The following is a 26876-nucleotide window of genomic DNA, read 5'->3' on the forward strand; positions in this document are numbered from 1 at the left end:
TTACACCCTCTTGTTTAAGCGAAAACGCCGAACAGGGCATCGCAAGCGATGGCATCTGTCCGGCGCGTCTTCGCGATGCTTGCCGCTCCGATCTACACATCGGATCGGCAGGCCATCGCTGACGAAGAGATTACTTGTCCTTCACTTCCTTGAAGTCAGCATCAACCACGTCGTCTTCCTTCGGCTTGGCTTCTGCACCGGCACCTGCGGCACCAGCTTCGGCACCGCCGGCAGCGGCTTGCTGCGCCTGCATGTCGGCATACATTTTTTCGCCGAGCTTCTGCGCTGCGGTAGTCAAGGCGGCTGTCTTGTTATCGATAGCGGCCTTGTCGCTGCCCTTCAATGCTTCTTCCAGTTCCTTGATTGCCGCTTCGATGCTGGCCTTCTCGCCTGCTTCCAGCTTGTCGCCGTATTCCGCCAGGGATTTCTTGGTCGAATGGACCAATGCATCGCCTTGGTTGTGGGCTTCGGCAACTTCCTTCAGGCGCTTGTCTTCCTCGGCATTCGCCTCAGCGTCGCGCACCATCTTCTGGATCTCTTCTTCGGTCAAGCCGGAGTTGGCCTTGATCGTGATCTTGTTTTCCTTGCCGGTTGCCTTGTCCTTGGCGCCGACGTGCAAGATGCCGTTGGCATCAATGTCGAAGGTCACTTCGATCTGCGGTGTGCCGCGTGCTGCTGGCGGAATACCTTCCAGATTGAATTCGCCCAGGCCCTTGTTGCCTGCTGCCATTTCGCGCTCGCCTTGGAAAACCTTGATGGTCACGGCCGGCTGGTTGTCGTCGGCAGTCGAGAACACCTGGCTGAACTTGGTCGGGATCGTGGTGTTCTTCTGGATCATCTTGGTCATCACGCCGCCCATGGTTTCGATACCCAGCGACAGCGGCGTCACGTCCAGCAACAGCAAGTCCTTACGGTCGCCCGACAAGACCGAACCCTGGATCGCTGCGCCAACGGCAACAGCTTCATCCGGATTCACGTCCTTGCGTGGTTCCTTGCCGAAGAACTCTTTGACCTTCTCTTGCACCTTAGGCATACGGGTCATGCCGCCGACCAGGATGATGTCGTCGATATCGGAAACCTTGACGCCGGCGTCCTTGATTGCGATGCGGCAAGGCTCGATGGTCTTGGCGATCAGTTCTTCAACTAGCGATTCCAGCTTGGCGCGGGTGATCTTCAGGTTCAAGTGGACCGGTGCGCCGTTCGCCATCGCGATGTACGGCTCGTTGATTTCAGTCTGTTGCGACGACGACAGTTCGATCTTGGCGCGCTCGGCCGATGCCTTGATGCGTTGCAAAGCAATCGCGTCCTTGCCGAGGTCGATGCCATTGATCTTCTTGAACTCATCCAGGATGTAGTCGATGATGCGCTGGTCGAAGTCTTCGCCGCCAAGGAATGTATCGCCATTGGTCGACAACACTTCAAATTGCTTTTCGCCATCGACATCGGCGATTTCAATGATCGAGACGTCGAAAGTACCGCCGCCCAAGTCGTACACGGCAATCTTGCGGTCGCCCTTCTCAGCCTTGTCCAGGCCGAATGCCAGCGCTGCTGCAGTCGGTTCGTTGATGATGCGCTTGACGTCCAGACCAGCAATACGGCCAGCATCCTTGGTTGCTTGGCGCTGTGCATCGTTGAAGTAAGCCGGTACCGTGATCACAGCTTCGGTGACTTCTTCGCCGAGGTAGTCTTCGGCAGTCTTCTTCATCTTGCGCAGCACTTCTGCGGAGATTTGTGGCGGCGCCAGTTTTTGATCGCGCACGCCGACCCATGCATCGCCGTTGTCGGCTTTGAGGATCTGGTAAGGCATCAGGGCGATGTCCTTCTGCACTTCTTTTTCGTCGAACTTGCGGCCGATCAGACGCTTGGTTGCGTACAGCGTGTTCTTCGGATTGGTGACTGCCTGGCGCTTGGCCGGCGCGCCGACCAGGATTTCGCCGTCTTCTTGATAAGCGATGACGGACGGCGTAGTACGTGCGCCTTCCGAGTTTTCGATCACTTTAGGTTGACCGCCTTCGATAACTGAAACGCAAGAGTTGGTGGTCCCCAAGTCAATGCCGATAATTTTACCCATGGTGTATGTCCTTTACTGAAATCTGATTAATGTTTTGATGTTCTGAATATAAGGAGAAAAACAGCGCTTTCAAGCGCTCGCCAAGCGATTTTTTGTTATTTTCCTTGCGCAACGACGACCAGTGCCGGACGCAGCAGCCGATCGGCAATGGTGTAACCCTTCTGCAGCACTGTCACTACGGTATTGGCTTCTTGCTCAGCAGGAACCGTCGAGATTGCCTGATGTTTCATCGGGTCGAGTTTCTCACCGACCTCCGGTGAAATCTCCAGCAAACGGTTTCTTTCGAAAGCCGAAGAAAGCTGCTTGAGCGTCATTTCGACGCCTTCCTTCAGCGACTCAATCGATGGCGTTTCGATTTTCAACGCCATCTCAAGGTTGTCCTTCACAGGTACCAAGGCTTCGGCAAAGCCCTCAATCGCAAATTTGTGCGCACGGGCAATATCTTCCTGGGCCCGGCGACGAATGTTTTCCGCTTCGGCCTTGGCGCGCAGGAAAGCGTCCTGCATTTCCGCGATCTTGGCTTGCGCCTCGGACAACTGGACTTCCAGCGCCGACTCGGCGACTACTGTTGCATCTTCAGCAACAGCATTCTTTTCGGGTTGCGCTTGTCCGCTCTGATTTTCCATGTTTTCCATTCAAAAACCTCCAACAATCAATAACTTAGTGGTGTATGCAAAGCCAAATGAGGCTATGTCCCTACTTTTTCAAGGGTTAAAAACATCAGCCATCCAGATTCTGGCAAAAGCAGCGCCAAAGCCACTATCTGCGCCATTTTCCAGCAACAAATTGAAACAAAATTTACCACCTGCAGGTTTGCTGCAACGCGCCATGGGGACTATGCTGAAGACATGGATTCATACACGCAAAAGCGCTCAACAAATCAAGCCGATGAAAGGGGAAAATCGTGAAACTGCCGTTGATTTCCGCATTTCTGGTTGTCTATATCGTGCTGGCAGCCAGCTGGATCAGTTATTCGCAACTGGTCGCGCTGTATTAATTTTTATGTTGATGTCTTGCCAGACTTCCCATCCATTGCCAAACCGATAATATCCTGATCTGAACGCCCAACTGCAAGCTGGGCGCTCATTATAGTTGCGCCCCGCCAGTGTGGCGCACTCCATCTCAAAATTTCTGCCGCCAACCCGCCACAACTCGCGTTGCCCCCTTCATTGGGCAGCGCCCAGGCGCTCGGCGCGCTGCTTCGATGCGTCGGCCTGCAGTTTCATGCCGGTGCGCTCGCTGTCGGTCAGATGCGTCGGCCAACCGATCATGTGCTCCTCGACCAGGCTGGCCATGGCCGAAATCCAGGGCTGGGACTGATTCAGGCAGGCGATGAAATGAAATTCCTTGCCGCCGGCGCCGAGGAAGTCCTGCTTGGCCTCTATGGCGATCTCCTCCAGGGTTTCCAGGCAATCGCTGGTGAATCCAGGGCACATCACATCGACCCGCTTGACGCCCTGCTTTGCCATTTTTTGCAAGGTCGGTGCGGTATAGGGTTGCAGCCATTCGGCTTTACCAAAGCGCGACTGGAAGGTCACCTGATACTGCTCCGGCCCCAACCCCAGTTGCTGCGCCAGCAATCTTGCCGTCTTATGACATTCGCAATGATATGGATCACCGAGCGTCAAGGTGCGCTTCGGCACACCGTGGAAGCTCATGACCAGCTGGTCCGGCATGCCATGCATCGCCCAATGCGCCTGCACCGACTCTTTCAGAGCCTGGATGTACTCCTCGTGATCGTGGTAATGCTTGATCAGGCGCAGTTCCGGCACGTTGCGCACCTGCGCGTAATGGGCAAATACAGCATCGTAAATCGAGGCCGTGGTAGTCGCGGAATACTGCGGATAGGCCGGCAGGACAAGAATCCGCTCACAGCCATCGACCTTCAATTGGTCCAGGACCTCAGTAATCGACGGGCTGCCGTAGCGCATCGCATACGCCACCTTGACCTGATGGCCGCGCTGTCCCAGGTAGCCGCGCAGCAAGGTGGCCTGCTTCTCAGTATGGACCTTGAGCGGCGAACCTTCGTTGGTCCAGATCGACGCATATTTGTGCGCCGACTTGCTGGAGCGGAACGGCAGGATCACACCATGCAGGATCGCCCACCAGATCGCCCGCGGGATTTCCACCACACGCGGATCGGACAGGAACTGCTTCAGATAACGGCGTACCGCTTTGGTGGTCGGCGCATCGGGTGTGCCGAGGTTGACCAGCACTATTGCGGTCTTGGCAACCGTGCCGTGTGTGAATTGCGGTTCTTTGCGAAATGCCATGTGGGATTTCCGGGAAGTTGGACGCGATGGATATCGCGATAATATTAAATGCCGGCGCAAGGTGGGCGCCTGTGCCCACGCGTCACGTTAGGAATCTCTGGTTGCTCTCTGGTTGCACCACGCCACTTATCGTTGCAACGCGTGGGCAAAAAACTTGCCCACCCTTCGGCTTACAGTGCAAGCAGCTCGCGCGCATGCTTGCGCGTCGTCGCAGTAATTTCAAGGCCGCCAAGCATGCGGGCGATTTCTTCGATCCGGTTCTTGGCATCGAGGCCATCGATTGCCGACACCGTTTTGTTGCCCTGACTTTGCTTGCTGACCTGGAAATGCTGGTTGGCCTGGCTGGCTACCTGCGGCAAGTGCGTCACGCACAACACCTGGCGATCCTGCCCAAGCCGCTTCAGCAGCCGCCCGACCACCTCGGCAACGCCGCCGCCGATGCCGCTATCGACCTCATCAAAAATCAGGGTCGGCGTTGCGGTAGAACTGGATGTGATCACCGAAATTGCCAGGGCAATCCGCGCCAACTCGCCGCCGGATGCTACTTTCGCCAGCGCCCGCGGGGCCACGCCGGCATGGCCGGCGACCAGGAATTCGACTTGCTCGACGCCATAACTAGCCGGCTCGCACGGATTCAGGGCAACCGCAAAACGGCCGCCGCTCATGCTCAAGTCCTGCATCGCCGCGGTCACCGCCGTACCCAGCGCGTTGGCCGCCTTGGCGCGCGCCTTCGACAACTTTTGCGCCAGCGCCAGATAGGCCGATTTCAATTTTTCTTCCTGCGCCCGCATGGCGTCGAGATCGCTGGCGTCGGCCAGTTGCCGCAATTGCACCGACAGCGTCTCCAGTTCCTGCGGCAATTCGTCCGGCGCCAGACGGAATTTTCGACCGGCTGAATGAATCACCTCCATCCGGTCTTCCACCTGATGCAGGCGCGCCGGATCGAGTTCGACTCGGCTCAGGTAATCGTTTAACGCGTAGACCGCTTCCTGCAACTGGATGCGCGCCGGCTCCAGCGCTTCCAGCACCGGCTTGAGAGTGCTGTCGACATCGACCAGCTTGCTGATTTTCTGATTCAGCGCCGACAGCTGCGACAGCATCGGCGGCGTGTCGTCTGCGTCATTTTCGGAAATCACGTTGAGCGCTTCCTGCGCGCCTTCGATCAGGCTGGCGGCATGCGACAGGCGGCTGTGCTCGTTGGTGATCTCGTCCCATTCGCCGGGCTTGACCGCCAGTTTTTCCAGTTCACCGACCTGCCATTCGAGCCGTTCGCGCTCCAGCAATACATTCTTGGCGTTGGTTTCGAATTCTTCGCGCTGGCGCGCCAGCGAACGCCAGCTCTTGAAGGCAGCGGCCACCGCCAGCAGGTCATCCTGCAAGCCAGCCTGGCCATCCAGCAGCAGCCGTTGTGCGTCGCTCTTCAGCAACGATTGGTGCGCATGCTGGCCGTGGATATCGACCAGCATTTCACCCAGTTCGCGCAACTGCCCGGCAGTCGCCGCCACGCCGTTGATGAACGCCTTGGAACGGCCGGCATTGTCAATCACGCGACGCATCAGGATCACGCCTTCATCGCTGCTGAATTCATTGTGCTGCAACCAGACGTCGACTTCATCGGCAGCGCCGTTACCGAGCACGAACTCGGCAATCACATCCGCCTTGGCCGCGCCTTCACGCACCACACTGGCGTCGCCGCGGCCGCCCAGCGCCAGTGCCAGCGCATCGATCAGGATCGATTTGCCGGCGCCGGTTTCGCCGGTGAAAACGGTAAAGCCGGCGGCGAACTCAAGCTCGATGGCATCGACAATGACAAAATCGCGGATGGAAAGTGTACGCAGCATGGGAGTCTGGAAATGGCTTAAAAATAGGTACGGGGATTCAGAATAAAACACGACGCCGACCTGAGGCGACGTCGTTATCAAAATGCATCAATGGCTTAACAATGGCGTATTTGCCATTGTCTCGCTCATCAATAGTTTACTTCAGCTTGCCTTCTGCCGACGGATACTCGTTCCAGTGCAGCTTTTGCCGCAAGGTGTCGTAATAGCTCCAGCCGGCGGGATGCAGAAAGGTGATCGTGTGCTCTGAGCGTCGCACAAGTATGCGGTCGCCGTGTTGCAGGCTGGCCAGCGATTGCATATCAAAATTGACACTGATATCGCGGCCGTTGACGATTTCAATCACGATCTCACTACTGTCGGGAATCACGATCGGGCGGTTCGACAACGCATGTGGCGCAATCGGCACCAACACCATGCCGCCCAGCGATGGATGCAGCAACGGACCGCCAGCCGACAGCGCGTACGCAGTGGAGCCGGTCGGGGTTGCCACGATCAGGCCGTCGGAGCGCTGGTTGTACATGAAGCGGCCATCCACCTCGACCATCAACTCCACCATGCCGGAAGCGGCGCCGCGCGACACCACCACATCGTTGAACGCCAGCGCGCTGAAAATCTGCTGGTCCTCGCGCATCACCACACCCTGCAGCAGGCTGCGCCGTTCCGATTCGACCATGCCGTCAAGCATGTCGGCCAGCACCGGCAGCATCCGCTCCAGCGAGATATCGGTGATGAATCCGAGCCGGCCCTGGTTGATGCCGATCAACGGCACATCGTAGGGCGCCAACTGGCGGGCGATACCGAGCATGGTGCCGTCGCCGCCGACGATAATCGCGGCATCGGCCTGCTCGCCGATCTGCGCCGGTGTCATCGCAGCAATGCCAGCCATGGAAACATTCTGTGCAGTCTCGGCTTCGAGCACGACATGATGGCCGCGGCTCTGCAAAAACCCGATGATTTCGGTCAGCGATTCGGAAATGCCGACGGCAAAATACTTGCCGACGATCGCAATGGTTTTTGGCGAAGGATCGGACAAATCCGGCTGAGAAGGTAATTTTATAGGCCACATGCTGGCGATTAGACCATAATTTAGGCTTGCCATGAAGGATACGCACATGCACCGCACGAATAATTCGCCGACTCTGTTCGGCAAGCCGCCTGCCATCAAGGCGGTCCTGTTCGACCTCGACGATACGCTCTGGCCGATCGGCCCGGTGATCGCGCGCGCCGAACAATTATTGTTTGAATGGCTAGTCGACAATGCTCCCGCCGTCACCCGTCAATCCAGTATCGACAGCTTGCGCCAACGCCGTATGGAGCTGGCCGCGACCGACCCGGCGTTGCGGATCGACCTGTGGAAATTGCGCCATGCCGTCCTCACTGAAGCGTTTGCTGGCGTCGGCGAAGATGTCCGTAAGGTAGATGCCGCGATGGACGTGTTTTCCGAAGCACGCCATGCGGTAACGCCATTCGCCGATGTGCAGCCGGCACTGGCCCGGCTGCAGCGTCGCGTGCTGCTGGGTACGGTGTCGAACGGCTTCGCCGATCTCGGCAAGATCGGCTTGGCGCAACATTTCCAGACCTCGATCGCAGCCCACCGCTTCGGCCGCGCCAAGCCCGATCCGGCGATTTTCCACGCTGCCTGTGCCGCGCTGCAAGTTGCCCCCGAAGAAACCGTGTATGCCGGCGACGATCCGCTACTGGACGTGGCAGGCGCCCAGCAAGCCGGGTTGCAGGCGGTCTGGATCAATCGCTTCGACCGGGTGCTGCCGGACGGCATCACGGCACAAGCGAGCTTTACCAGCCTGGAACAGCTGGAGGCGTGGCTAGAGCAAACTAGGGACTGATAACAAAAACAGTGTATAAGTGCATCCATAAGCCGCTGGCAAGCTAACTCGTGGGGTTCTACCATTTTTGATACACCATACTGCCGGTTGGTACACTAAAATACTGATATGCAACTAGATAACCGCGCCCAAACCCTGCTCAAAGCCCTGGTCGAACGATATATCGCCGACGGCCAACCGGTGGGCTCGCGCGCCTTGTCCAAAATTTCAGGCCTGGAGCTGTCGCCGGCGACCATCCGCAACATCATGGCCGACCTGGAAGAGATGGGCTTTGTCGCCAGTCCCCACACCTCGGCCGGACGAGTGCCCACGCCGCGCGGCTACCGCATGTTTGTCGACACCCTGCTGACGGTCGATCCGATCGACGAGACCGCGCTGGAATCGAAAATGCAGGCGCGCCTGCAGCCGAATTCGCAGCAGAAAATCATTACCAACGCGGCGCAGGTGCTGTCCTCGCTGTCACACTTTGCGGGCGTGGTGCTGACGCCGCGGCGCGAATCGATTTTCCAGCAGATTGAATTCCTGCGGCTGTCGGAAAAACGTATCTTGCTGGTGATCGTCAGCCCCAACGGCGATGTCCAGAATCGCTTGCTACTGACCGATGTCGATTACAGTCCCGCGAAACTGGTGCAAGCAGCCAATTACATCAATCAGCATTACGGTGGCCTCAGCATCGATGACGTCCGCCTGCGCCTGCAGAGCGAATTGCGCAAGCTGCGTGACGATATGACTTGGCTGATGCAGGCTGCGGTCGAAGCCGGTAGCGACGCCATGACCGACAACAGCGACGAAGTAGTGATTTCGGGCGAGCGCAACCTGCTCAGTGTGACCGATCTGTCTTCCAACATGGATTCCCTGCGTAAGCTGTTCGACATGTTTGAACAAAAGACCAGCCTGATGCAATTGCTCGACATCTCCGGCAAGGCGACCGGCGTGCAGATTTTCATCGGCGGCGAATCGCAGTTGGTGCCGATGGATGAAATGAGCGTAGTCACGGCGCCGTATGAAGTCAACGGCAAGATCGTCGGCACGTTGGGCGTGATCGGACCTACCCGCATGGCTTACGAACGGGTGATCCCGATCGTCAACATCACCGCGAAGCTATTGTCGAACGCACTGAGCCACAGCTAAGCAGCGTCAACCGCACCGGCACATGTCCCGCAACGACGCGCTCATCGACTACATCCATGAATTGTTGACGCCTCTGGGCGCGATCAGCGTCCGCAGGATGTTTGGCGGCTACGGCATCTACCATGACGGCGTGATGATTGGCATCGTGTTCGATGGCGATCTGTTTCTCAAGGTCGACGACGCAACCCGACCGCAATTTGCCGCCGCCGGCTGCAGGCCGTTCGTCTATGAAAGCAGGGGGAAGCAGATCGAGACGAGCTACTGGTCAGCGCCTGAAGAGGCGCTGGATTCACCCCCGGCGATGCTGCCGTGGGCGCGCTTGGCCTATGCTGCGGCGCTGCGCAAGGCAAATGCCAAGCCAGCAGGCAAGCCGCGCAAACGCTGAAAAACAATCAGATTAAGGACAATCGCCCCTTGAACTATTGACCTTTTTTCTTGCGGCAATCACGGCAATGACCGTACAAGGCCAGCGCATGGTCGGCAATTTCGAAACCGTGGTCCTTGGCGACGATTTTCTGGCGCTTTTCAATTTCTTCGTCGTAAAACTCTTCGACCAGGCCGCAGTCCAGGCAAACCAGATGGTCGTGATGCGAGCCTTCGTTGAGCTCGAACACAGCCTTACCGGTTTCAAAGTGGTTGCGCTGCAACAGTCCAGCTTGTTCAAATTGGGTCAATACGCGATAGACAGTTGCCAAACCGACATCGAGATTATCGCTCAGCAAAATTTTATACACGTCTTCAGCGCTCAGGTGACGCACCTCGCTATTCTGGAAAATTTCCAGGATTTTAAGTCGTGGCAACGTGGCTTTGAGGCCGCTGGCTTTCAGTTCGGATGGATTGTTCGGCATGTTTTGGTCACAAATGGATGATCTGCTTTATCATATAGCGTTTTAGCACAGTTGCTCAATCAATTGAGATCCTTATGCGAATGTTGCTCTCCCCTGTCCGTACCTCCGCTTTGACCGCTGCAGTTGTCTTGATGGCCGCTTTGGCCGGCTGCGCCTCGAAAAATCCCTTGATCGACGGCTCTCCCGCCGCAGCGCCAGTCAATACCGACGCTGCCTTGGCACCGGCACCTGTTGTCAGCACAGACGACGGCAGCGGTGTCCAGACCGTCAAGCATCGTCGCTTCCTTGGCATTTTTTCCCCATATCGCATCGATATCCAGCAAGGAAACTTTGTCTCGAAAGAAATGCTGGCGCAAGTTAAAGAAGGCATGACCCGCGAACAGGTGCGCTTTGCGCTGGGCACGCCGTTGCTGACGGATATTTTCCATGCTGATCGCTGGGATTACGTGTTCCGCCTGCAAAAAGGCAATGGTGAAGTCACTTCCAGCAAAGTGACCGCGTTCTTCAATGGCAATCTGCTGAGCCGGATCGAAGGCGGCAACCTGCCGACCGAAACCGACTACCTGGCGCGGATTTCCGGCGGCGCCGCAGAAGCCAAGAAGAGTGTGAAGAATGTCGAGATAGCGCCGTCGGTGCCGGCAGCTCCCGCTCCTTCGAAAAACTGATTATTTTTTGTTGCGGGACAGGATGCAGGCAACGCCGCAATGCGGCGGGCTTGGCTGTCTCCAATCAGACTGCAAGTTAACAGACCAACCGTACAGATCGTCGATTTAATAATGACTCAGATGAAAATTGCCGTTGCAGGTGCTTCGGGGCGCATGGGGCGCATGCTGGTGGAAGCTATCCAGAACGCCGACGATGCAGTACTCGCCGGTGCGCTCGGCGTACCGGATGCGCCGGAACTGGGCACCGATGCCGCTGCATTTCTCGGCCAGCCCGCCAACGTCCTGATCGAATCCGACCTGGCCAAAGGCCTGGCTGGGGCTGACTACCTGATCGACTTCACCCGTCCGGAAGGAACGCTGAAGCATCTCGAATACTGCGCCGCCCACGGCATCAAGATGGTCATCGGCACCACCGGTTTCGACGAAGCCGGCAAGGCAGCGATTGCCGCCGCCGGCAAGAAGACCGCAATTGTGTTTGCCCCAAACATGAGTGTCGGCGTCAACGTCACGATGAAGCTGCTGGAACTGGCCGCCAAGAGTTTTTCGCACGGTTACGATATCGAAATCATTGAAGCGCATCACCGCCACAAGGTCGACGCCCCATCCGGCACGGCATTGATGATGGGTGAAGTGATCGCTAACGCACAGGGCCGCAAGCTGGACGATGTCGCGGTCTACGCGCGCGAAGGCGTCACCGGTGAACGCGATCCGTCATCGATCGGCTTTGCTGCGATCCGCGGCGGCGATATCGTTGGCGATCACACCGTCCTGTTTGCAGGCATCGGCGAACGCATTGAAATCACGCACAAGTCTTCCAGCCGCGTCACTTACGCTCACGGCAGCTTGCGCGCGGCACGTTTCCTGCGCGACAAGAGTAGCGGCTTGTTCGACATGCAGGATGTGCTGGGTCTGCGCTGAAATGCCGATGAACCTGAATCGGCACAATTGACTCCAACTGCGTGTAGATAGGCGGCGACAAGTCGCCTGCCGCACGCTGATGCTGGTTTTGCAATAAATACTTTCTCGGATCGACGACATGGATCAATCTCTCGGACTGGCGCGATATTGGGCGCAAACTGACGCGGTTTCTCACTCGGTGGCTTATGTGCTGGTGCTGATGTCGGTGGTCAGCTGGTTTTATATCCTGTCGAAAACCTGGAGTTCCTGGCGCATCCGCCGCAGCGCAGCAGCACTGGACGATTTTTGGCAAGCCTCGACGCTGGAAGTCGCGATTGCCGGCATCAAGCCTTTCGATACCGAAAATGTCTATTCGCCGCTCGCCAGCCAAGCGGCCGATGCCGCCGCCATCAAACCGCCGGCGCCCGGCACGCCCGCAGCATCGCTGAACGCTGCATCCGATCCGGGTGAGCTGATCACGCGCACCCTGCGCCGCGAAATCAACCGCGTTTCCTCGCGCCTGGAAAGCGGCCTGACCTTGCTGGCATCGGTCGGTTCGACCGCGCCGTTCGTCGGCTTGTTCGGTACGGTCTGGGGCATTTATCATGCACTGGAGGCGGTTTCCAGCGCTGGCACCATCCAGATCGACAAAGTCGCCGGCCCGGTGGGCGAGGCGCTGATCATGACCGCGCTGGGCCTGGTGGTAGCGATACCTGCGGTGCTGGCCTATAACGCATTCACCCGGGTCAATCGGATCACGCTGGCTGAGCTCGATGCTTTTGCGCACGACCTGCATGCTTTCCTGACAACCGGCAGCCGGGTCGGCAAGTAATCATTTGCCCATCTGCACGTAGCGACTAAGAGGAGCAAACCATGGCTTTCGGCGGTTTCAACGACAATCAGAACCAGGCGCCAATGGCGGATATCAACATCACGCCGATGGTCGACGTCATGCTGGTGCTGCTGGTGATCTTCATCATTACCGCGCCGCTCTTCACGCACGCGATCAAGGTTGACCTTCCTACCGCGCAGTCGGCGCCGGCGCCGGAAAAACCGGAGACGATATCACTGTCGATCGACCGCGCCGGAAAAATGTTCTGGAATGATCAGCCGGTGCAAGAAGCCGACCTGGAAAGCCGCCTGGTTGAGGCCGCCCAGCACCAACCGCAACCGGAATTGCAGCTGCGCGCGGACAAGGACACCCGCTATGAAACCCTGGCTCAGGTCATGTCACTGGCACAAAACAACGGTCTGACCAAGATCGGCTTCGTTACCGTCCCAAGTAAAACTGCGGCTGCCAAGTAATCCTTGGCGCCGTGCGGACGGCGGCTATAGGCTCTCTTCCGACACCATTCCCGTCGCCGATCTGCAACAAATCCCGCCCCGCAAATGCCCGAAAGCAAGAAGGCGCGTGGCATCGACCGAACGCATAGTCCAGGCTGCGCCGGCCGCTTTTGCGGCCACATTCGACGACGCCTGAACCGCCCTCCCCCACTGCGTCGCGCGACTCCACGAGCCCTATACGCTAAAGCGGCATCCGAACCAGTATAATCACCGGTTCGGGGTCATGATTTAATGATCCGGCAAGTTCCCATTCCGCTTCGCATCAGGAACGACCAGAATTCGCGAGTTCGTCGCGGCTGCTTGGCTTATCGCCGTCGGCCCGACGTCTGGTTCGTCTGATACCGCGAGCGGAATAACATTCACCTTTTAGCCACATCCCGTCATGCAAGAAAAATACAGCCCAATCGATGTCGAAAAATCAGCGCAAGACCATTGGCAATCGATAGACGCCTACAAAGCGGTCGAACACGCCAAGGACAAGAACGGCCAGGAAAAGAAGAAGTTCTACGCCTGCTCGATGTTGCCCTACCCTTCGGGCAAGCTGCACATGGGCCATGTGCGCAATTACACGATCAATGACGTGATGTACCGCTATCTGCGGATGAACGGTTATAACGTGCTGATGCCAATGGGCTGGGACGCGTTCGGTATGCCGGCGGAAAACGCCGCGATGGCCAATAACGTGCCGCCAGCGCAATGGACCTATGCCAACATCGCCCATATGAAGAAACAGATGGAAGCGATGGGCCTGGCGATCGACTGGTCGCGCGAAATGACTGCCTGCACGCCAGAATACTACAAGTGGAATCAGTGGATGTTCCTGAAGATGCTGGAAAAGGGCATCGTCTACAAGAAGACCGGCACCGTAAACTGGGATCCGATCGACCAGACCGTGCTGGCCAACGAGCAAGTGGTCGACGGCCGCGGCTGGCGCTCCGGTGCCTTGATCGAGAAGCGTGAAATCCCGATGTACTACGCCAAGATCACCGACTACGCCGAAGAGTTGCTGGATAACGTTGAAACCAAGCTGCCGGGCTGGCCGGAACGGGTGCGTCTGATGCAGGCCAACTGGATCGGCAAGTCGACCGGCGTGCGCTTTGCCTTCCCGCACAAGATCGAAGAAAACGGCCAACTGATCCAGGACGGCAAGTTGTGGGTTTTCACCACTCGCGCCGACACCATCAAGGGCGTGACCTTCTGTGCGGTGGCGCCAGAACATGCGCTGGCCACTTTCGCCGCCAAGAGCAATCCTGAACTGGCTGAATTCATCGCCGAATGCAAGAAGGGCAGCGTCATCGAAGCCGATATGGCAACGATGGAAAAGAAAGGCATGCCGACCGGCCTGTATGTATCGCATCCGTTGACTGGGCAGCAGATCGAAGTATGGGTCGGCAATTATGTCCTGATCACCTACGGCGATGGCGCCGTGATGGGCGTACCGGCGCACGACGAACGCGACTTCGCTTTCGCGCAGAAATACGTATTGCCGATCCGTCCCGTCATCGCTATCGAAGGCAAGACCTATTCCGACGAAAGCTGGCACGAATGGTATGGCGACAAGGAAAACGGCGTCTGTGTCGATTCTGGCAAATACGACGGCCTCAACTACCAGCAAGCCGTTGACGCGGTGGCTGCCGACCTGGCGGCGCATGGCCTGGGTGAAAAGAAAATCACCTATCGCCTGCGTGACTGGGGCATTTCACGCCAGCGCTACTGGGGCACCCCGATCCCGATCATCCATTGCGGCGATTGCGGCGACGTTCCTGTGCCGGAAAAAGATCTGCCGGTGATCCTGCCGGAAGACTGCGTGCCGGACGGCAGCGGCAACCCGCTCAACAAGCACGAGAAATTCCTGCATGTCGACTGCCCGAAATGCGGCAAGCCGGCGCGCCGTGAAACCGACACGATGGACACCTTCGTCGATTCGTCGTGGTACTACATGCGCTATTGTTCGCCGAACAACAATGAAGCCATGGTCGATTCGCGCAACGATTACTGGATGCCGATGGACCAGTACATCGGCGGCATCGAGCATGCAGTGCTGCATTTGCTGTATGCGCGCTTCTGGACCAAGGTCATGCGCGACTTCGGTCTGGTCAAGTATGACGAGCCGTTCACCAACCTGCTGACGCAAGGCATGGTGCTCAACGAAACCTATTTCCGCGAAGACGCCAGCGGTAAAAAGACCTGGTTCAACCCGGAAGATGTTGAACTGACTTTCGATGACAAGGGACGGCCGTTGACGGCCACCCTGAAATCGGATGGCCAGCCGGTGGAAATCGGCGGCACCGAAAAAATGTCGAAGTCAAAAAACAATGGTATCGATCCGCAAGCCCAGATCGACCAGTACGGCGCCGACACCGCGCGCCTGTTCACCATGTTCGCCTCGCCGCCGGAACAAACCCTGGAATGGTCCGGTACCGGCGTCGAAGGCGCGAACCGTTTCCTGCGCCGAGTATGGTCGTTCGGCCATGCGCGCAAGGACAACATCACGCCAACCGTCAATGCCGATTTTTCTGGCTTGAGCGACGTGCATAAAACCTTGCGACGTGAAGTGCACAAGATCTTGCAGCAAGCCGATCACGACTTGAAGCGGATCCAGTACAACACGGTCGTGTCGGCTTGTATGAAGATGCTCAACACGCTGGATGGCGCCAAGCTCGACCAGTCGCCGGCCAGCAATGCGGTGCTGACTGAAGGCCTGTCGATTTTCCTGCGGGTGCTCAACCCGGTGGCGCCGCATATCACCCACGCGCTGTGGCAGGAACTCGGCTTCGCCGCGGTGCATGGCGATCTGCTTGATGCGGAATGGCCGCAGGTCGACGCCAAAGCGCTGGAGCAGAGCGAAATCGAAATGATGATCCAGATCAACGGCAAGCTGCGCGGCAGCATCACCGTTGCCAAGGATGCCGACAAGGCCAGCATCGAAGCAGCTGCGCTGGCCAACGAGAATGTACAGAAGTACCTCGAAGGCGCACCGAAGAAAATCATCGTGGTGCCCGGCAAGCTGGTCAATATCGTCGCGTAACTCGCGGTGCGGCCGGACTAGCCAGTCCGGCCTTCAATCTTGAAACAAGGAATGCCCGAATGCTGAATAGAATGTCTCTCGGAATGTCTGCAGCCTCCCGTTCTTGGTTGCGCTGGCCGTTGCTGCTGCTTACGGCGCGCTGCTGTCTGCCTGCGGCTTCCATCTGCGCACTTCGGCAAACCTGCCATTCAAATCGATCTACATGACCTTCGGCGCGACCTCGCCGCTCGGCGTGGAATTGAAGCGCAATATCCTGGCCAGCGGTAATACGGTCGTGCTGCCGACTGAGGAAGGCGCCGAGGCGACCTTGCAAGTGCTAGCTGAAACCCGTGAGAAAGTCGTTCTGATCCTTAACAGCCAAGGCCGGGCCAGCGAATATCTGCTGTATTACAAGCTGACCTTCCGTGTGCTCGATGCCAACAAGAAAGAATTGCTGCCACCGACACAGATCACGTTGAAGCGCGATATCAGTTATAACTCGTCGCAGGAATTGTCGAAAGCTGCGGAAGAGGTGCTGCTGTACCGCGACATGCAGACCGACATGGTCCAGCAGATCCTGCGCCGTCTGGCCGCGATCAAGAGCGGCGTGCCGACCCAGGTCGAACCGTCGGAGCAACCGCCGGCCGGCAATCAAGCAGATCAGCAAGCAACACCGGCGCCTGCTGCTGCGCCGGCAGTTAAGTAACAGGATCCGGCAATGCAACTGCGTTTTGACGCGCTCGACGGCCATCTGGCCAAAACTCTAGCGCCCTTGTATGTGATCACCAGCGACGAGCATCTGCTGGCGCTGGAGGCATCCGACAAGATTCGCAAGAGCGCACGCGCCAACGGCTGCAGCGAGCGCGATGTGCTGGTGGTCGACCGCAGCTTCAAATGGGGCGAATTGCTGGCGGCCAACCAGTCGCAATCGCTATTCGGCGACAAGAAACTGGTCGAACTACGGATTCCCGGCGGCAAACCCGGCAAAGACGGCGGCCAGGCCCTGCAAAACTACGCAGCCACACTGAATCCAGACAACGTCACGATCATCAGCCTGCCCAAACTCGACTGGGCCACGCAAAAGGCGGCCTGGGTCGCCAGCCTGCAGCAGGCTGCAGTGTATATCGACATTCCGCTGGTGGAGCGCTCCCATCTGCCGAGCTGGATCGGCGTGCGGCTGGCGGCACAACAGCAAAGCGCCGACCGCCAGTCGCTGGATTTCATCGCCGACCGGGTCGAGGGTAACCTGCTGGCAGCGCACCAGGAAATCCAGAAACTGGCTTTGCTGCACCCACCCGGCAAGTTGAGCTTCGAACAGTGCCACGATGCAGTACTCAACGTCGCGCGCTATGATGTATTCAAGCTGAACGAAGCCATGCTGGTCGGCGATGCGACGCGCCTGGTGCGCATGATGGACGGCCTGAAAGGCGAAGGCGAAGCGCTGCCGCTGGTGCTGTGGGCGGTCTCGGAAGAAATCCGCACCTTGCTGAAATTGAAATCGGCGGCTGCGCAAGGACGGCCGATTGCAGCGCTGCTCAAGGAATACCGGATCTGGGGGCCGCGCGAACGCCTGATGGAACCGGCGTTACGGCGCCTGAGCGTGGCGACGCTGGAAGCCGCGTTGAAAGACGCGGCGCAGGTCGACAAGATGGTCAAGGGCTTGCGCGCCAAGGCGTTTTCCGGCGATGCATGGGATGCCTTGCTGCAGCTCGGGCTGAAAGTTGCACGACCTCAGTGATGCATTGCGCATGACGGCCGGATCCTGGCGGCCACAGAAGGCAGGAAAACCAGACGCTTAAAAACCGAGCTATATCAACAGAGATGTATAGACAGAGATACATAGACAGATGACCATCCAGCAATACATGACCGAAGTCGGACAACGCGCCCGCGCCGCATCGCGCGCCATGGCACGCGCCGACACCGCCGCCAAGAACCGCGCGCTGGCGTTGATCGCCGCCGCCATCCGCCGCGATGCCGCGCTGTTACGCAGCGCCAACCAGCTCGACCTCGACGCGGCGCGCGCCAACGGTCTGGCGCCGGCCATGCTTGATCGCCTGACGCTATCGGACAAGGCGATCGACACCATGGTCGCCGGGCTGGAGCAAATCGTTGCCCTGCCCGATCCGATCGGTGAAATCTCGAACATGAAATACCGCCCCACCGGCATCCAGGTCGGCCAGATGCGAGTGCCGCTCGGCGTCATCGGCATCATCTACGAAGCCCGGCCGAACGTCACCGTGGATGCCGCCGGCCTGTGCATCAAGAGCGGCAATGCAACCATCCTGCGCGGCGGTTCGGAAGCCCACCATTGCAACCAGGCGCTGGCTAAATTGGTCAAGGAAGGTCTAACCGGCGCCGGCTTGCCGGAAGATGCGGTGCAGGTGGTCGACACCACCGACCGCGCTGCGGTAGGCGCCCTGATCACCATGCCGCAATATGTCGACGTGATCGTGCCGCGCGGCGGCAAGGGCCTGATCGAACGCCTGATCAAGGAAGCCACCGTGCCAATGATCAAGCATCTGGACGGCATTTGCCACGTCTACATCGACGACCAGGCAGACCTCGACAAGGCGCTGCCGATCGCCTTCAACGCAAAATGCCACCGCTACGGCACCTGCAACACCATGGAGACCCTGCTGGTGGCGCGCGCCATCGCGCCCCGGGTTTTGCCGGCGCTGGCGCAGCTGTACCGCGCCAAGGAAGTAGAGCTGCGCGCCGACGACGAAGCGCGTGCCCTGCTGCAAGGCTATCCTCACCTGAGCGCGGCCACCGAAGAGGACTGGAGCACCGAATACCTGGCCGCGATCCTGGCAGTCAAAATCGTCGCCGATGTTGATGAGGCGATTACGCACATCAACACCTATTCGTCGCAGCATACCGACAGCATCGTTACCGAAAACTACTCGCGGGCAATGCGCTTCCTGCGCGAAGTGGATTCGGCTTCAGTCATGATCAATGCGTCAACGCGCTTTGCGGACGGCTTCGAATTCGGCCTGGGCGCCGAGATCGGCATTTCCAACGACAAGCTGCATGCACGCGGACCAGTTGGCCTGGAAGGCCTGACCTCGCTGAAGTATGTGGTGTTTGGACAAGGACAGGTACGCGAATGATTCCGTCGCGGCATGCTTCCTTATTAAGTAGGCAGCATATGTCGGCGGCATTGAGAAACCATTAAACCGATATATTGAGTCGGGCTACAGCAGTTTCGCGCCATCGAAACCGACACTGCTGCCCCGTTCAAGCTATTGGTCCGGCGCACAAGGACCCGGACTGCCTGACGTCATCAGCAAACGCATCGCCCTTCCCGCAATAATCAAAAAGGAAACTTCATGCTCTGGATCAAATCGCTACATATCGTCTTCATCGCCTCCTGGTTTGCCGGCTTGTTCTATCTGCCCCGCATCCTGGTCAACCTGGCGCAGGAAACTGAAACCGTGGCGACCCAGCGCCTGTTGCTGATGGCCCGCAAGCTGTATCGCTTCATGTCGCTACTATCGATTCCGGCCATACTGTTCGGCGCCTGGCTATGGCTTGGTTACGGCATCGGCAAGGGGCCGGGCAACGGCTGGATGCACGTCAAGCTGTTGCTGGTGATTTTTGTCATTGGCTACCACCATGCCTGCGGCAGCTTGCTGAAGAAATTTGAAAACGGCGTTAACACACGCAGCCACACCTGGTTCCGCTGGTTCAACGAAGTACCGGTGATCCTGTTGCTGGCAATCGTGATCCTGGTTGTGGTCAAACCGTTCTAACCCTGTCCAAGGACTCGCCATGAGCAAGCTTTGTGAATATTATTTTGCGCCGCATTCGCCGTTCGCCTACCTGGGCCATGCACGCTTGCTGGAGCTGGCCAAGCAACATAACGTCAAGATCGCGCTGAAGCCGTGCGACCTGTCGAAAGTTTTCAGCATCTCCGGCGGTCTGCCGCTGGCCAAGCGCTCACCGCAGCGCCAGGCCTATCGACTGGCGGAACTACGACGCTGGAGCGAATACCTGCAAGTGCCACTGAACCTGCAACCGACTTTCTTCCCGGTGCAAAGCGACGATGCCGCAAAGCTGATCATTGCGACGCAACTGGCGCACGGTACCGAAGCCGCGCTAGCGCTAACCAGCGCTATAATGCGCGCAGTCTGGGCCGAACAACGCAATATCGCCGACGGCGCTACCCTGATCGCGATTGCCACCGACCTCGGCCATGACGGCAAGACCCTGCTGAAATCGGCCGAAACCGCCAGCATCCAGAATGAATTCGACCGGTTTACCGAAGAGGCGATTTCCGCCAATGTATTTGGCGCCCCCTGGTATGTGGTCGACGGCGAAGGATTCTGGGGCCAGGACCGGCTGGATTTTGTGGAGCGCGCCTTCGCCAGATAAATTGTTTTTTATTAGTAATAAAGGGCCTCGAAAAACCGTAGCCTCAGCTACGCTGACATGGTCCAAGATCGGCAGGAGAAGCGCAGCCGTACGAAAGTACGGTGAGCATCGCAGTGCCGAGATTGAACCGCGCAGTAGGTTTATCGAGGTCCGATCGTCAACGGATAAAGGGTATCCCTCATGTCACACCAAGCTACAGATAAACACTCCTATTTTTGCCCCTGCCCACGCGGCCTGGAGGGCGCTCTGGCAGAAGAGCTGAATGAAATTGCGCAGTTCAGCGCCCCTGCCGTGACGCTCAAGGTCCATACCCAGGTTCCAGGCGGCGTCCATTGTTCCGGCTTGCTGAGCGATGCCTGGCGCATCAACCTGCATTCGCGCATCGCCAGCCGGGTGCTGCTGCGCCTGACGCATGGCGCATACAAGACCGAAAACGATATCTACGACATGACGCTCGAACAGGAATGGGAAAGCTGGTTTCCGGTCAGCCACACCATTCGCGTCGACGTCACTGCAGTGAAATCGCCGTTGCGCAGCCTGCAATTCACCACCTTGAAGATCAAGGACGGCATCTGCGACCGTTTCCGCGACTTGTACAACGAACGTCCTTCGGTCGATACCGGCACGCCGGACATGCGCATCGTCGGCTTTCTCGATGCCCATAATTTCACGCTCTATCTGGACACTTCGGGTGAAGCGCTGTTCAAGCGCGGCTGGCGCGCGGAAACCGGCGATGCGCCGTTGCGCGAGAACCTGGCTGCCGGCCTGTTGCGCACCACCGGCTGGAAACCAGGCACGGTACTGTTTGATCCGATGTGCGGGTCCGGCACGATCCTGGTCGAAGCGGCACAGATCCTGGCCGGTATCCCGGCCGGTGCCCGGCGTCACTTCGCCTTTGAAAAATTCAACGATTTCGAAAGCGACAAATGGCTAGCGATCAAAGGTAGCTTCAAGCCTAATCCGTTGCCGACCACACCAACCATTTTCGGCAGCGACATCTCAGGCGACATGGTGCAAATTGCCATCAACAACCTGCGCAATGCCGGCATCTTGTTTGAAGTACCGATCAAACAGATCGAAGCGCAGGAAGTCAAACCGCCGAGCGATGCCGAAGGCGGCATCATGCTGACCAACCCGCCCTATGGCGAACGGATTGGCGTGCGCGGCGACAGCACCTTGAGCAGCGACGATTTGCTGACCGCGTTCTTTACTGCCTTTAGCACCACCCTGAAGCAGCGCTTTGCCGGCTGGAGCATCTTCCTGTTCTCGGCCGACCTCGGCTTGCCGAAGCTGCTGCGCCTGAAAGAAGCGCGCAAGACGCCTTTCTTCAACGGCGCACTGGAATGCCGCCTGTTCCGCTTCGACATGGTGGCCGGCTTCAACCGGCGCGAAGCGGCCAAACCAAAAACCGAATAAGCACGCCAACCGCTTTATAGCCTCTCCTAATAAACAGGCGCAATCCAGTCGATTGCGCCTGTTTCATTTCTGCCAGCCGAATGCCGCAACACGGCCGCTACACCTTCCCTCCCATTGCTCGTTAGACACAACCAGCTTGAATATAGCCGTCGTATCTTGCGCATGCTGATTGTGCTTACAGAATTTACTGTCAAATAAATAATAAAACAGATGAATATTATCTCTGGGGAAACCGCCTGCGGGCGGCACGCACCCCGAGCGTCAAAAGCGCTTGCATTCCCCGTTCAAGTGGAGAATAATACAAATACGAATTGTTCGCATTTACAGAAAGGACTATAATGAGCCACTCGATACGACGCGAAACTCCAGTTGATAAAGACTCGGTGTCCAGCATCACAAAGTCAGTTGCGTCAGCAGTCACGCGAATCAAGAGCCAGGATCTGTTCAAGCAAATGCGCGAACTGGAAATCGATCATGGCGGCAGAATTTACAAGCTCCGGTTGACCCAGTTGAACAAGCTGATCCTGACTGCCTGAGCGCATTGCAATAACAGGAAAAGCCGTTTTTAAAAGCCATTACTTGTGAAGCCCGCCTGTCGCAACTGCCAGCCAGCGAGATACTGATAGAGGAGTACTGAATGGTCTCTGAGAAAATCAATCCGGCTTTCGTGGAGCCAAACGGCGCACCAGCACAGCCGGAGTTGCTGGTTTCAGCGGTGCTGCACCTGATGTCGCATTACACCGCACACAGCCAGGAAAGCAGCGGCTGCGTCAAGCTGGCATCTGTAATCGAGCGGCATTTGAAAGCATTGGCCGACTTGCCGAATCTGGCGCCTGTGCTGCGCGCAACCTGCCAGCAATTGTCGGAGCAATGGGGCAGCGTCGTCGAAAACACGATGCCGCGCCCCCAGAAATACACGTTGCTAGGCAGATTCAGCGCCGGCAACAGAGTTTGCTAAAGCCATATCGATAAACCAACCGGCCGCAATCGCATTTTTTTCGGCCTGCTTTTATTTTTAATCTGCCTTCCAACTATGGCAGTAGGATACAAAATGATTGTTTGTGTTTGCAATAACGTCTCTGATCGAAAAATCCGGCAGGCCGTCGATTCGGGCATGACTTCGATGTCTGAACTGCGTGAGAACCTGGGTATCGCAACCTGCTGCGGGAAATGCCATACCTGTGCAAAAAGCCTCTTGCGTGAATGCCTGGATAACCGCGCCCCGGCAGCCCTTCGACATGTTCAGGCACTGGTGTTCCAGCCAAACGTACAAGCCGCGTAACCGGGCGAAGTCCGCATAATCATGTCGTCAGCAACAATCCGTCCACCCGCGCGTCCGCCTACGCTTACGTGGAAAAAAGTCAAACGTATCGGCCCGCTGGGCACGATCCTGCTGTTGCATGTTGCCTTTTTCTGGGCGCTGGAAAACGGTTTGATTCATCAAGCTGCCCAAGCACTGCCGAAAGAAATCATCGCCAGTTTCATCACGCCTGAGAAAGCGCCCGAACCGACACCGCCGAAGCCACAACCGGCACCACCCAAAACTGTCGCAGTGGTGAAGAAAAGCATTACACCGCCGCGCCCTACCCCGGTCGTCAACAATACCCCGTCAGAAACTGCCATTTCGGTGCCGACGCCGCCACCGCAACCTCCGCAACGCGAAGAGCCGGTCGCTGTCGCAGCGCCGCCCCGGCACCGGTTGCCGCTCCGGCGCAGCCGCGCACCATCACCTCCGGCGTCGAGTACATCCAGCCGCCTGATGTGAAATATCCAGCGGTCTCCAAACGCATGGGTGAGGAAGGCAAATCGGTGATCCGCGTCTTGATCAATGATAAAGGCCGCGCCGAACGTGTCGAAATACAGAAGTCATCCGGCTCCAGCCGTCTCGACGAGGCGGCGAAGCAGGCAGTGATGCGCGCTTTGTTCAAGCCATATACGGAAGACGGCAAGGCAATGCCGGTATTTGCCATCGTGCCGATCAATTTCCAGTTGTCCAGTTAATTACAGTCCAGTCATGGCGTTTTTTGGCGCATCGCGCCAATTCAGGCGCAATCAATTCAAAGATACAAGGGGAGTTCATCATGGAAGCAAGTCCATACGGGTTAGAAGCGCTCTGGGGTCAGGGCGACTTTGTCATCAAGAGCGTCGCCGTCCTGCTGGTCGCGATGTCGATTGCATCTTGGTACGTCATCCTGACTAAGGCGTTACAGATTCTGCGTTTCCAGCGTGCCGCGCATGCCGCCGGTCATCAGTTCTGGGATACCACCAGCCTCCCTGAGGGAATCGCCACACTTGGCACCGAGAATCCGTTCGCCGAGGTAGCGCAAGCCGGCGTGTCCTCAATGCGCCACCACGCTGCCCATAAAGGCCACCTGCACGACCAGTTGTCGGTCAGCGACTGGGTCACGCTGTCGCTGCGCCAGGCTATCGATGAGGTTTCCGGCAAATTGCAGGCCGGCATGGCGGTACTGGCTTCGGTTGGCTCTACAGCGCCGTTTGTCGGCTTGTTTGGCACTGTCTGGGGCATTTACCATGCGCTGGTGTCGATCGGCACCTCCGGCCAGGCCAGCATCGACAAGGTCGCCGGCCCGGTAGGCGAAGCGCTGATCATGACTGCGCTGGGCCTGGCAGTCGCGATTCCGGCCACCTTCGGTTACAACGCGCTGGTGCGCGGCAACAAGACCATCATCGCCAAACTGAACAAGTTTGGCTTCGACCTGCACGCCCTGTTCGTCACGGGATCCCGTTCGAGCAATAACGAACCCGACCAAGCGAACGGTTCGGGCAATGGCGCCAAACTGGTCGCCGTGAAAGGTGCATGATGGGAATGGGCTCACTGTCCGATTCGGACGACGATTTCAATCCAGAAATCAACACCACGCCGCTGGTCGATGTGATGCTGGTACTGCTGATCATCTTCATCATGACCATTCCGGTCATGAACCACGCGGTCAAGATAGATCTGCCGCGCGCCAGTAATCAGCCAGACCAGACCAAGCCGGAAAACATCAACCTGGCGATCGATGCCGACGGCAAAGTATTCTGGAACGAAGAGCCGGTTGACCATAATGAACTGGCCTTACGCATCGCGACAGCGGCGCAAAAACAGCCGCAACCAGAGTTGCATCTGCGCGCCGCCCGCACCGTGCAGTATGAAAAAGTGGCGCAGGTGATGGCCGCTGCGCAATCCGGCGGTCTCGGCAAGATCGGTTTCGTGACGGAGCCGGATACAAAATAGGGCCTAGTTCAAATCGATATGGCGCCAAATATTTATCGATCACTTGTAAATTTCTATAGCTGACCACTATCGGCAATTTGCAACGGCTACAACACAAAGAGCCCACCCATCCGACGATGCGCGGGCTCTGTTTGCATGTGGGCATGACTACTCGCCCCCTCAGCGGACTGGTGCACAAATCACAATGAAAATGATTCGCGCTATCTGAAGATGAAAAAGCACGGGGCATGCGCTATCATGGCTGCGATTTCGGTTGCAGCACACCGATCGCGCGAGGATACGGCATGAAAACCGCCAGTAGCACCCGGCGTACAGCCCTCCTCGTCCCGCTCCCCCTATCATCAAGAGGTTCCCATGCAAGGCGAAAAACAAATCATCACGCTGCTCAATGCACAACTGACCAACGAACTGACTGCCATCAATCAGTATTTCCTGCATGCGCGCATGTATAAGCATTGGGGCCTGGAAAAGCTCGGCAAGAAAGAGTACGAAGAGTCGATCGGCGAGATGAAGCATGCCGACAAGCTGATCGATCGTATCCTGATGCTGAACGGTTTGCCGAACCTGCAGGCATTGCACAAGCTGATGATCGGCGAATCGACGCCGGAAATGCTGGAATGCGATTTGAAACTGGAGCAAGGCGCGCAAAAAACCGTCAAGGAAGGCATTGCGGCTTGCGAGAAGGCTGGCGATTACGTCTCGCGTGAACTGTTCCGCGAAATCCTGGAAGATACCGAAGAGCATATCGACTGGCTGGAAACCCAGATCGACCTGATCGACAAGGTCGGCCTGCAGAACTATCTGCAAAGCCAGATGGACGCCTGAGCCGGCGTCTTTCAGCGCACCCAACCTCTAGGCGCCCGGCGCCACAGCAGGAAAGCCTGGCCAAGCGACTTCCGATATCTTTATCGGAAGTCGTTTTTACTTTAAGCGAAGCTATTGCGCATCTACCAGTAACGCACGCATGACGCTCTCGACTGTCAATCCGGCACCGAGCACTTCCACCATTTTCCGTTTGCTGGTGAGGCCGTGGCTGATGTTGATCCTGCTACGCGGCACATCGAGCAACTCCGCCAGGAAACGCACCAGCGCCTCGTTCGCCTTGCCTTCAATAGGCTGCGCCTGCAAGCGCAGTTTAAGTACGTCTTCCAGCGGACCGATTACCTGGCTCTTCTTGGCATTGGGCGTCACCTGCAACACCAGCCGGACGCCACCGGCAATCTCACTGCACCAGGAACCGCCAGACGCGGCAGCGGGTGCATTGCGGCTCATGCCAGCGACATGATCAGATAAATCACCAGTTGATGCACTACCCGCAGCAGTATCAAGGCCGCCAGAGGCGACAGGTCGACATTGCCGATCAACGGAATGATCCGGCGCAAAGGACGCAGCAGCGGCTCGTTCAACGCTCGTACGAAGGGCGCCAAAGGTGCATGCGGATTCACCCAGCTGAAGATCGCCTCGATAATCAGCAATGCGATCAAGCCATAGAACACCCATTGAAAAAACAGCAGCGCCGACAAGCTGAAAATCAATGACGCATTCAGCGCGGACCTGACGCCCAGTTCAAGCAGGATACAGATCACCGCGACCAAGATTGCGCCAATCAGACTAGCCCAATCGTAGCCGCCGAGCCCCGGCAGCAGCTTGCGCATTGGGCGCACCGCCCAGTCGGACAGGGTAAAGATGAATTGCGCCAGTTGTTGCGGCGGACGTACCCGAACCGCCTGTATCCAGAACCGAAGCAGCAATACACCGCCCAGGACGCTAGCAATCGTTTCGATAATCAAGGTAAAAATATTCTGCAACACGAAGCGTTTCCTTTTCCAGATTGGACATGCAGGTTCCAAGCTACGACACGCCATAGCGTTTGTCGCCCGACATGCCGATAACTTACCCGAATTCAGTTGAAAAATGTGAGCCA

31 protein-coding genes are annotated in these 26876 nt (G+C 57.6%); 23 read left to right on the plus strand and 8 right to left on the minus strand.

Translation table 11 applies throughout. From position 1 onward, the window contains the following. Window positions 1-130: 130 nt before the first annotated feature. Both dnaK and grpE read right to left on the minus strand, forming a co-directional pair. Complete coding sequence (dnaK, locus tag CAter10_RS18370; protein WP_061534551.1) at window positions 131-2071, minus strand: molecular chaperone DnaK; 1941 nt, start codon at window positions 2069-2071, stop codon at window positions 131-133. Between the two features lie 95 nt (window positions 2072-2166). Continuing rightward, entirely contained in the window at window positions 2167-2706 is a 540-nt protein-coding gene (gene grpE, locus CAter10_RS18375) for a nucleotide exchange factor GrpE (protein WP_061534552.1), read from the minus strand. On the opposite strand from grpE, the gene CAter10_RS22940 reads away from it, so the two are divergent. Then, window positions 2696-3118, plus strand: a complete 423-nt coding sequence (locus CAter10_RS22940) for a hypothetical protein (RefSeq protein ID WP_164840395.1) — start codon at window positions 2696-2698, stop codon at window positions 3116-3118. The two genes, grpE and CAter10_RS22940, sit on opposite strands and share 11 nt — an antisense overlap. Window positions 3119-3237: 119 nt before the next feature. On the opposite strand, the gene hemH is transcribed toward CAter10_RS22940, so the two are convergent. From hemH to CAter10_RS18390, 3 genes are all read right to left on the minus strand, one after another. Further along, window positions 3238-4344, minus strand: a complete 1107-nt coding sequence (gene hemH / locus CAter10_RS18380) for a ferrochelatase (protein ID WP_061534553.1) — start codon at window positions 4342-4344, stop codon at window positions 3238-3240. Window positions 4345-4514: 170 nt separating this feature from the next. Then, window positions 4515-6185 carry a DNA repair protein RecN gene (recN, locus tag CAter10_RS18385; protein ID WP_061534554.1) on the minus strand — a complete coding sequence of 557 codons (1671 nt, stop codon included), beginning with the start codon at window positions 6183-6185 and terminating at the stop codon, window positions 4515-4517. A 136-nt stretch (window positions 6186-6321) separates the two neighbouring features. After that, entirely contained in the window at window positions 6322-7251 is a 930-nt protein-coding gene (locus CAter10_RS18390; protein WP_061534555.1) for an NAD kinase, read from the minus strand. A gap of 31 nt (window positions 7252-7282) precedes the next feature. Between CAter10_RS18390 and CAter10_RS18395 the strand changes: the two genes are divergently transcribed. The 3 genes from CAter10_RS18395 (at window position 7283) to CAter10_RS18405 (ending at window position 9545) form a co-directional block, all read left to right on the plus strand. Beyond that, on the plus strand, window positions 7283-8029 hold the full coding sequence (locus CAter10_RS18395; RefSeq protein ID WP_082797984.1) for an HAD family hydrolase: 747 nt from the start codon (window positions 7283-7285) through the stop codon (window positions 8027-8029). A gap of 108 nt (window positions 8030-8137) precedes the next feature. Then, window positions 8138-9160, plus strand: a complete 1023-nt coding sequence (hrcA, locus tag CAter10_RS18400; protein ID WP_061534556.1) for a heat-inducible transcriptional repressor HrcA — start codon at window positions 8138-8140, stop codon at window positions 9158-9160. Between the two features lie 22 nt (window positions 9161-9182). Continuing rightward, window positions 9183-9545, plus strand: coding sequence for a TfoX/Sxy family protein (locus CAter10_RS18405; protein WP_061534557.1), 363 nt, complete (start codon window positions 9183-9185; stop codon window positions 9543-9545). Between the two features lie 34 nt (window positions 9546-9579). On the opposite strand, the gene fur is transcribed toward CAter10_RS18405, so the two are convergent. Next, window positions 9580-10008: a ferric iron uptake transcriptional regulator gene (fur, locus tag CAter10_RS18410; RefSeq protein WP_061534558.1), complete on the minus strand. Its 429-nt coding sequence runs from the start codon at window positions 10006-10008 to the stop codon at window positions 9580-9582. Window positions 10009-10082: 74 nt separating this feature from the next. Here fur and CAter10_RS18415 point away from each other — a divergent pair, with 74 nt between their 5' ends. The 19 genes from CAter10_RS18415 (at window position 10083) to bfr (ending at window position 25777) form a co-directional block, all read left to right on the plus strand. Beyond that, window positions 10083-10673, plus strand: a complete 591-nt coding sequence (locus CAter10_RS18415) for an outer membrane protein assembly factor BamE (protein WP_061534559.1) — start codon at window positions 10083-10085, stop codon at window positions 10671-10673. A gap of 111 nt (window positions 10674-10784) precedes the next feature. Beyond that, window positions 10785-11591, plus strand: a complete 807-nt coding sequence (dapB, locus tag CAter10_RS18420) for a 4-hydroxy-tetrahydrodipicolinate reductase (protein ID WP_061534560.1) — start codon at window positions 10785-10787, stop codon at window positions 11589-11591. Between the two features lie 118 nt (window positions 11592-11709). Beyond that, the gene (locus tag CAter10_RS18425; protein ID WP_061534561.1) at window positions 11710-12402 is read left to right on the plus strand and encodes a MotA/TolQ/ExbB proton channel family protein; all 693 of its coding nucleotides are present in this window, start codon (window positions 11710-11712) and stop codon (window positions 12400-12402) included. A gap of 41 nt (window positions 12403-12443) precedes the next feature. After that, complete coding sequence (locus CAter10_RS18430) at window positions 12444-12875, plus strand: ExbD/TolR family protein (protein ID WP_061534562.1); 432 nt, start codon at window positions 12444-12446, stop codon at window positions 12873-12875. Window positions 12876-13296: 421 nt separating this feature from the next. Further along, on the plus strand, window positions 13297-15942 hold the full coding sequence (gene leuS / locus CAter10_RS18435) for a leucine--tRNA ligase (protein ID WP_061534563.1): 2646 nt from the start codon (window positions 13297-13299) through the stop codon (window positions 15940-15942). 103 nt (window positions 15943-16045) lie between these two features. Next, entirely contained in the window at window positions 16046-16627 is a 582-nt protein-coding gene (locus CAter10_RS18440) for an LPS-assembly lipoprotein LptE (RefSeq protein ID WP_236905413.1), read from the plus strand. Window positions 16628-16639: 12 nt separating this feature from the next. Continuing rightward, a complete protein-coding gene (holA, locus tag CAter10_RS18445) occupies window positions 16640-17659 on the plus strand; it encodes a DNA polymerase III subunit delta (protein WP_061534564.1) in 1020 nt (339 codons plus the stop codon). Window positions 17660-17768: 109 nt separating this feature from the next. Further along, complete coding sequence (locus tag CAter10_RS18450) at window positions 17769-19034, plus strand: glutamate-5-semialdehyde dehydrogenase (protein WP_061534565.1); 1266 nt, start codon at window positions 17769-17771, stop codon at window positions 19032-19034. 219 nt (window positions 19035-19253) lie between these two features. Continuing rightward, window positions 19254-19676, plus strand: a complete 423-nt coding sequence (locus CAter10_RS18455; protein ID WP_061534566.1) for a CopD family protein — start codon at window positions 19254-19256, stop codon at window positions 19674-19676. Window positions 19677-19695: 19 nt separating this feature from the next. Further along, the gene (locus CAter10_RS18460) at window positions 19696-20298 is read left to right on the plus strand and encodes a 2-hydroxychromene-2-carboxylate isomerase (RefSeq protein ID WP_061534567.1); all 603 of its coding nucleotides are present in this window, start codon (window positions 19696-19698) and stop codon (window positions 20296-20298) included. 180 nt (window positions 20299-20478) lie between these two features. Then, a complete protein-coding gene (locus CAter10_RS18465) occupies window positions 20479-21714 on the plus strand; it encodes a THUMP domain-containing class I SAM-dependent RNA methyltransferase (protein WP_061534568.1) in 1236 nt (411 codons plus the stop codon). A gap of 350 nt (window positions 21715-22064) precedes the next feature. Continuing rightward, window positions 22065-22250 carry a hemin uptake protein HemP gene (hemP, locus tag CAter10_RS18470; protein WP_197467261.1) on the plus strand — a complete coding sequence of 62 codons (186 nt, stop codon included), beginning with the start codon at window positions 22065-22067 and terminating at the stop codon, window positions 22248-22250. Window positions 22251-22351: 101 nt separating this feature from the next. Next, window positions 22352-22672 carry a hypothetical protein gene (locus CAter10_RS18475; protein WP_061534570.1) on the plus strand — a complete coding sequence of 107 codons (321 nt, stop codon included), beginning with the start codon at window positions 22352-22354 and terminating at the stop codon, window positions 22670-22672. Between the two features lie 93 nt (window positions 22673-22765). Beyond that, the gene (locus CAter10_RS22135; protein WP_082797985.1) at window positions 22766-22996 is read left to right on the plus strand and encodes a (2Fe-2S)-binding protein; all 231 of its coding nucleotides are present in this window, start codon (window positions 22766-22768) and stop codon (window positions 22994-22996) included. A 21-nt stretch (window positions 22997-23017) separates the two neighbouring features. Continuing rightward, the gene (locus CAter10_RS18480; protein ID WP_335340168.1) at window positions 23018-23479 is read left to right on the plus strand and encodes a hypothetical protein; all 462 of its coding nucleotides are present in this window, start codon (window positions 23018-23020) and stop codon (window positions 23477-23479) included. Continuing rightward, window positions 23476-23715 (plus strand): energy transducer TonB, encoded by a 240-nt coding sequence (locus CAter10_RS24380; RefSeq protein WP_335340169.1) that lies wholly within the window; start codon window positions 23476-23478, stop codon window positions 23713-23715. The genes CAter10_RS18480 and CAter10_RS24380 overlap by 4 nt, the downstream gene beginning before the upstream one ends. An 80-nt stretch (window positions 23716-23795) precedes the next feature. Further along, window positions 23796-24536: a MotA/TolQ/ExbB proton channel family protein gene (locus CAter10_RS18485; RefSeq protein ID WP_061535458.1), complete on the plus strand. Its 741-nt coding sequence runs from the start codon at window positions 23796-23798 to the stop codon at window positions 24534-24536. Continuing rightward, window positions 24536-24952: an ExbD/TolR family protein gene (locus tag CAter10_RS18490; RefSeq protein WP_061534571.1), complete on the plus strand. Its 417-nt coding sequence runs from the start codon at window positions 24536-24538 to the stop codon at window positions 24950-24952. The genes CAter10_RS18485 and CAter10_RS18490 overlap by 1 nt, the downstream gene beginning before the upstream one ends. 354 nt (window positions 24953-25306) lie before the next feature. Continuing rightward, window positions 25307-25777, plus strand: a complete 471-nt coding sequence (bfr, locus tag CAter10_RS18495) for a bacterioferritin (protein ID WP_061534572.1) — start codon at window positions 25307-25309, stop codon at window positions 25775-25777. A 111-nt stretch (window positions 25778-25888) separates the two neighbouring features. Here bfr and CAter10_RS18500 read toward each other — a convergent pair whose 3' ends face one another. Then, on the minus strand, window positions 25889-26224 hold the full coding sequence (locus tag CAter10_RS18500; protein WP_061534573.1) for a DUF167 domain-containing protein: 336 nt from the start codon (window positions 26222-26224) through the stop codon (window positions 25889-25891). Next, the gene (locus CAter10_RS18505; RefSeq protein WP_061534574.1) at window positions 26221-26763 is read right to left on the minus strand and encodes a YggT family protein; all 543 of its coding nucleotides are present in this window, start codon (window positions 26761-26763) and stop codon (window positions 26221-26223) included. The genes CAter10_RS18500 and CAter10_RS18505 overlap by 4 nt, the downstream gene beginning before the upstream one ends. Window positions 26764-26876: the final 113 nt, after the last annotated feature.

The organism is Collimonas arenae, from assembly GCF_001584165.1.
GTDB lineage: Bacteria > Pseudomonadota > Gammaproteobacteria > Burkholderiales > Burkholderiaceae_D > Collimonas > Collimonas arenae.

Coding starts and splice junctions, on each gene's coding strand:
- dnaK (WP_061534551.1), bottom strand. CDS start 2,071: ATGGGTAAAATTATCGGCATTGACTTGGGGACCACCAACTCTTGCGTT.
- CAter10_RS22940 (WP_164840395.1), top strand. CDS start 2,696: ATGTTTTCCATTCAAAAACCTCCAACAATCAATAACTTAGTGGTGTAT.
- grpE (WP_061534552.1), bottom strand. CDS start 2,706: ATGGAAAACATGGAAAATCAGAGCGGACAAGCGCAACCCGAAAAGAAT.
- hemH (WP_061534553.1), bottom strand. CDS start 4,344: ATGGCATTTCGCAAAGAACCGCAATTCACACACGGCACGGTTGCCAAG.
- recN (WP_061534554.1), bottom strand. CDS start 6,185: ATGCTGCGTACACTTTCCATCCGCGATTTTGTCATTGTCGATGCCATC.
- CAter10_RS18390 (WP_061534555.1), bottom strand. CDS start 7,251: ATGTGGCCTATAAAATTACCTTCTCAGCCGGATTTGTCCGATCCTTCG.
- CAter10_RS18395 (WP_082797984.1), top strand. CDS start 7,283: ATGAAGGATACGCACATGCACCGCACGAATAATTCGCCGACTCTGTTC.
- hrcA (WP_061534556.1), top strand. CDS start 8,138: ATGCAACTAGATAACCGCGCCCAAACCCTGCTCAAAGCCCTGGTCGAA.
- CAter10_RS18405 (WP_061534557.1), top strand. CDS start 9,183: ATGTCCCGCAACGACGCGCTCATCGACTACATCCATGAATTGTTGACG.
- fur (WP_061534558.1), bottom strand. CDS start 10,008: ATGCCGAACAATCCATCCGAACTGAAAGCCAGCGGCCTCAAAGCCACG.
- CAter10_RS18415 (WP_061534559.1), top strand. CDS start 10,083: ATGCGAATGTTGCTCTCCCCTGTCCGTACCTCCGCTTTGACCGCTGCA.
- dapB (WP_061534560.1), top strand. CDS start 10,785: ATGACTCAGATGAAAATTGCCGTTGCAGGTGCTTCGGGGCGCATGGGG.
- CAter10_RS18425 (WP_061534561.1), top strand. CDS start 11,710: ATGGATCAATCTCTCGGACTGGCGCGATATTGGGCGCAAACTGACGCG.
- CAter10_RS18430 (WP_061534562.1), top strand. CDS start 12,444: ATGGCTTTCGGCGGTTTCAACGACAATCAGAACCAGGCGCCAATGGCG.
- leuS (WP_061534563.1), top strand. CDS start 13,297: ATGCAAGAAAAATACAGCCCAATCGATGTCGAAAAATCAGCGCAAGAC.
- holA (WP_061534564.1), top strand. CDS start 16,640: ATGCAACTGCGTTTTGACGCGCTCGACGGCCATCTGGCCAAAACTCTA.
- CAter10_RS18450 (WP_061534565.1), top strand. CDS start 17,769: ATGACCATCCAGCAATACATGACCGAAGTCGGACAACGCGCCCGCGCC.
- CAter10_RS18455 (WP_061534566.1), top strand. CDS start 19,254: ATGCTCTGGATCAAATCGCTACATATCGTCTTCATCGCCTCCTGGTTT.
- CAter10_RS18460 (WP_061534567.1), top strand. CDS start 19,696: ATGAGCAAGCTTTGTGAATATTATTTTGCGCCGCATTCGCCGTTCGCC.
- CAter10_RS18465 (WP_061534568.1), top strand. CDS start 20,479: ATGTCACACCAAGCTACAGATAAACACTCCTATTTTTGCCCCTGCCCA.
- CAter10_RS18475 (WP_061534570.1), top strand. CDS start 22,352: ATGGTCTCTGAGAAAATCAATCCGGCTTTCGTGGAGCCAAACGGCGCA.
- CAter10_RS22135 (WP_082797985.1), top strand. CDS start 22,766: ATGATTGTTTGTGTTTGCAATAACGTCTCTGATCGAAAAATCCGGCAG.
- CAter10_RS18480 (WP_335340168.1), top strand. CDS start 23,018: ATGTCGTCAGCAACAATCCGTCCACCCGCGCGTCCGCCTACGCTTACG.
- CAter10_RS18485 (WP_061535458.1), top strand. CDS start 23,796: ATGGAAGCAAGTCCATACGGGTTAGAAGCGCTCTGGGGTCAGGGCGAC.
- CAter10_RS18490 (WP_061534571.1), top strand. CDS start 24,536: ATGGGAATGGGCTCACTGTCCGATTCGGACGACGATTTCAATCCAGAA.
- bfr (WP_061534572.1), top strand. CDS start 25,307: ATGCAAGGCGAAAAACAAATCATCACGCTGCTCAATGCACAACTGACC.
- CAter10_RS18500 (WP_061534573.1), bottom strand. CDS start 26,224: ATGAGCCGCAATGCACCCGCTGCCGCGTCTGGCGGTTCCTGGTGCAGT.